Origin of the sequence: Anaerophaga thermohalophila DSM 12881 (assembly GCF_000191885.1) — a bacterium.
Taxonomy (GTDB): Bacteria; Bacteroidota; Bacteroidia; order Bacteroidales; family Marinilabiliaceae; genus Anaerophaga; species Anaerophaga thermohalophila.
The window spans coordinates 1-1,626 of record NZ_AEWI01000086.1 but is presented as its reverse complement, the minus strand read 5'-3'; the positions used below and the strand labels follow the sequence as shown (position 1 = coordinate 1,626).

Below are 1,626 nucleotides of genomic sequence, written 5' to 3'. Positions count from 1 at the left end.
TATAGTTTTTATTCTATAACTTAGTCCGATGGTTTAAGGGGCTGTTTCACTGTAGAACAACCTGTTTGTTATTCATGGGATATAAAGAATAAGGAACTAAAAGAGCAAATTAAGGAATATTTTAACACGGTTGATTCTTCTAACTTTCTTGGAAATGTGTTATGGATTAAAGTAATAGACAACCCTCCTTTTGTTAACTATAACTTGGTTTATGCCGGAGAAATATCAGTCATTTTAATTGGGCAGGTTCATATTATCACAGAGATTGAAGGTAAAAAAGTATGCATATCATTTGGAAGAGAAGATCCTTTCATGAATGATTTTAAACTTTCTGATGAATCCCTTATTAAATTTATGAAGAATAATTTCCCGGAAGATTATCAATACTATAAAAGTGCTATTCAGCATTATAAACGAGATACCAGTTATTATAAAAACAAATTTCAATTAAGAGATGCTTTGCCCGTCCCATCCACATGGGCCCCGGAAAGTTGGGAATTAACCTTCAAAGATGGAAAAATGATTGCCAAGAAGATAGAGCGATAAATTAACGTTCTAACTCTACTGGCTATTCTATCATTTTTAAAAGTTCCTGAAGTTCTTTATCAGAAATATTTTCCTTTTCAGATTTATCAAAAACGGTAAGCAAATAGACATGTTTTCTGACCGCAATTACATGGGTAACAATCCTTGCTCCACCACTTTTGCCTTTTCCTTTGAATTTTATGGCATACATATTTTGTAACAATCATTGCCCAAAGCTATGCCTTGAGCCGGGTCAGCCTCTAAAGAATCGAAAAGTTCAGAAAGTTCTTTTCTAAAAGATGCATATTTACGGGTAAGCCGTTTAGCCTGCCTGTCAAAATACGGGATGGTTTTAACTTTATAGCTCATCTAACAGGTCTTTTGCATCACGGGCTTTAAGTTTACCTTGCTTTATAAGGTTCATTTCTTCAACGGCTTGTTTAAATCCCGAGAGAATCTCCTCTTTTGATTGTTCTCCGAGTTCTTCTTCTTCCAAGCCTTTGAATTTTTCTTTAAGCCCTTCCCATTCCTGAATAGGAATGAAAACACCTGTTGTTTTACCCTTGTTGTCTGAAATATACTGTAGGTTCATAATCAATTATTTTACACCAGAAGCCCATCTCTTTTTTAACCTGGATTATTCATAAATTATCTATTACGATGCTCAACTATCGGCAAAACACAAGCGTCCTCATTAAATTTGATTTGAAAATAGTTCACTATTATCTGCATCAAATTTGCCTGCGGTTGCTTGTGTTTTTTGATATTTGAACATCTCATGACGAAAACTTATGAATAAACCAGGTTAAACAAATATCTCTAAGCCGGGTCTAGCAAATCAGCAATTCTTTTGAATGGTTCTATTTTCTGATGTTACCTTTTACAAATTTAAGAATTTCTATTCATTGTAGAAATCATTAAGCTGTTAAAAGTGGAATTTAGCGACGGTACTGTGGAGTTTCCTCTACTTATCAATCGCCTGGAGGATATTCAATAACAGGAGTTAATTTCGCAACCGGATCAGAATTCTATTCCCAATTAACACCAAGTGGTGCTTTAACCCAACTTGTGAAAAATGCCACCCAAAAAACCAAAAAATGC

General features: G+C 34.4%; 3 protein-coding genes. 1 reads left to right on the top strand and 2 read right to left on the bottom strand.

Annotated elements, in window-relative coordinates; genetic code table 11:
- The first annotated feature begins 156 nt into the window (after positions 1–156).
- Positions 157–546, top strand: coding sequence for a hypothetical protein (locus tag ATH1_RS0115400; RefSeq protein WP_029164168.1), 390 nt, complete (start codon positions 157–159; stop codon positions 544–546).
- Positions 547–568: 22 nt separating this feature from the next.
- Here ATH1_RS0115400 and ATH1_RS21985 read toward each other — a convergent pair whose 3' ends face one another.
- Positions 569–736, bottom strand: a complete 168-nt coding sequence (locus tag ATH1_RS21985) for a type II toxin-antitoxin system RelE/ParE family toxin (protein WP_211208086.1) — start codon at positions 734–736, stop codon at positions 569–571.
- 147 nt (positions 737–883) lie between these two features.
- Complete coding sequence (locus ATH1_RS19700) at positions 884–1,117, bottom strand: hypothetical protein (RefSeq protein WP_010423661.1); 234 nt, start codon at positions 1,115–1,117, stop codon at positions 884–886.
- Between the last annotated feature and the right edge of the window lie 509 nt (positions 1,118–1,626).

Bases quoted from the DNA above. Each gene is read 5' to 3' on its own strand.
- ATH1_RS21985 (WP_211208086.1), bottom strand. From the start codon at position 736: ATGTATGCCATAAAATTCAAAGGAAAAGGCAAAAGTGGTGGAGCAAGG.
- ATH1_RS19700 (WP_010423661.1), bottom strand. From the start codon at position 1,117: ATGAACCTACAGTATATTTCAGACAACAAGGGTAAAACAACAGGTGTT.